The sequence below is a fragment of the Streptomyces pseudogriseolus genome (assembly GCA_002154585.1).
GTDB classification, from domain to species: domain Bacteria; phylum Actinomycetota; class Actinomycetes; order Streptomycetales; family Streptomycetaceae; genus Streptomyces; species Streptomyces pseudogriseolus.
The window spans coordinates 1-921 of the sequence record MUNG01000761.1; the positions used below are offsets into that span (position 1 = coordinate 1).

Annotated in this window: 2 protein-coding genes; both read left to right on the plus strand. The window is 78.1% G+C overall.

The annotated features are described in order from the left end of the window. A partial coding sequence (locus CCN29_RS34610; protein WP_442538711.1) for a lysylphosphatidylglycerol synthase domain-containing protein occupies positions 1–466 on the plus strand: 466 nt, incomplete at its 5' end. Positions 467–557: 91 nt separating this feature from the next. Beyond that, positions 558–921: enoyl-CoA hydratase-related protein (locus tag CCN29_RS34615; protein WP_442538712.1), on the plus strand; the 364-nt coding region annotated here is incomplete at its 3' end.

The following is a 921-nucleotide window of genomic DNA, read 5'->3' on the forward strand; positions in this document are numbered from 1 at the left end:
GCCGTTCCTCGTGGCCGGCGCGGCGCTCGTACTGGTCCTGGGCGCGCTCGCCGCCGTCCGGCGGGTGCGGACGGTGGTGGCCGGGTTCCTGCGGACGGCGCTGGGCGAGGCGCGGTCGGTGCACGCCCGGCCCGCGCGGGCCCTCGCGCTGTGGGGCGGGGCGCTGGCCTTCCCGGCGCTCCAGGCGGGCGTCCTGGTGCTGGTGGGGCGGGCGTTCGGGCTGGCGGTGCCGTCCGCGCACCTGGCCGTGGCGTATCTGGCGGCGACGGTGGCGGTGGCGCTGGTGCCCACGCCGGGCGGGATCGGCTCGGTGGAGGCGGCGCTGGTCGTGGCGCTGGTGGCGGCCGGCGGGGCGGCGGCGGTGGCCACCGCGGTGGTGCTGGTGTTCCGGCTGCTCACGGTGTGGCTGCCGCTGCTGCCGGGCGCGCTGACGCTGGCGGCGCTGGTGCGGATGAAGGTGATCTGAGGCGCGGGACGGGTGAGGGGGCGTGCGAGAGGGTGAGGGCGGCTCGGCCGGCGGGTAGGGTCCCGGTCCCACTCCTGGAAGGGGCCACGTCATGCCGGTACGGATCGAACGCCGGGGAGCGGTCACCACGGTGGTGCTGTCCCGCCCCGAGGCGCGCAACGCGGTGGACGGGCCGACGGCCGCCGAACTCGCGGACGCGTTCCGCGCGTTCGAGGCGGACGACGAGGCGCGGGCGGCGGTGCTGTGGGGCGAGGGCGGCACGTTCTGCGCGGGCGCCGACCTGAAGGCACTGGGCACGGAGCGCGCCAACCGGGTCGCCGAGGACGGCGACGGGCCGATGGGTCCGACCCGGCTGCGGCTGTCCAAGCCGGTGATCGCGGCGGTGTCCGGGCACGCCGTGGCGGGCGGTCTGGAACTGGCGCTCTGGTGCGACCTGCGGGTGGCCGAGGAGGACG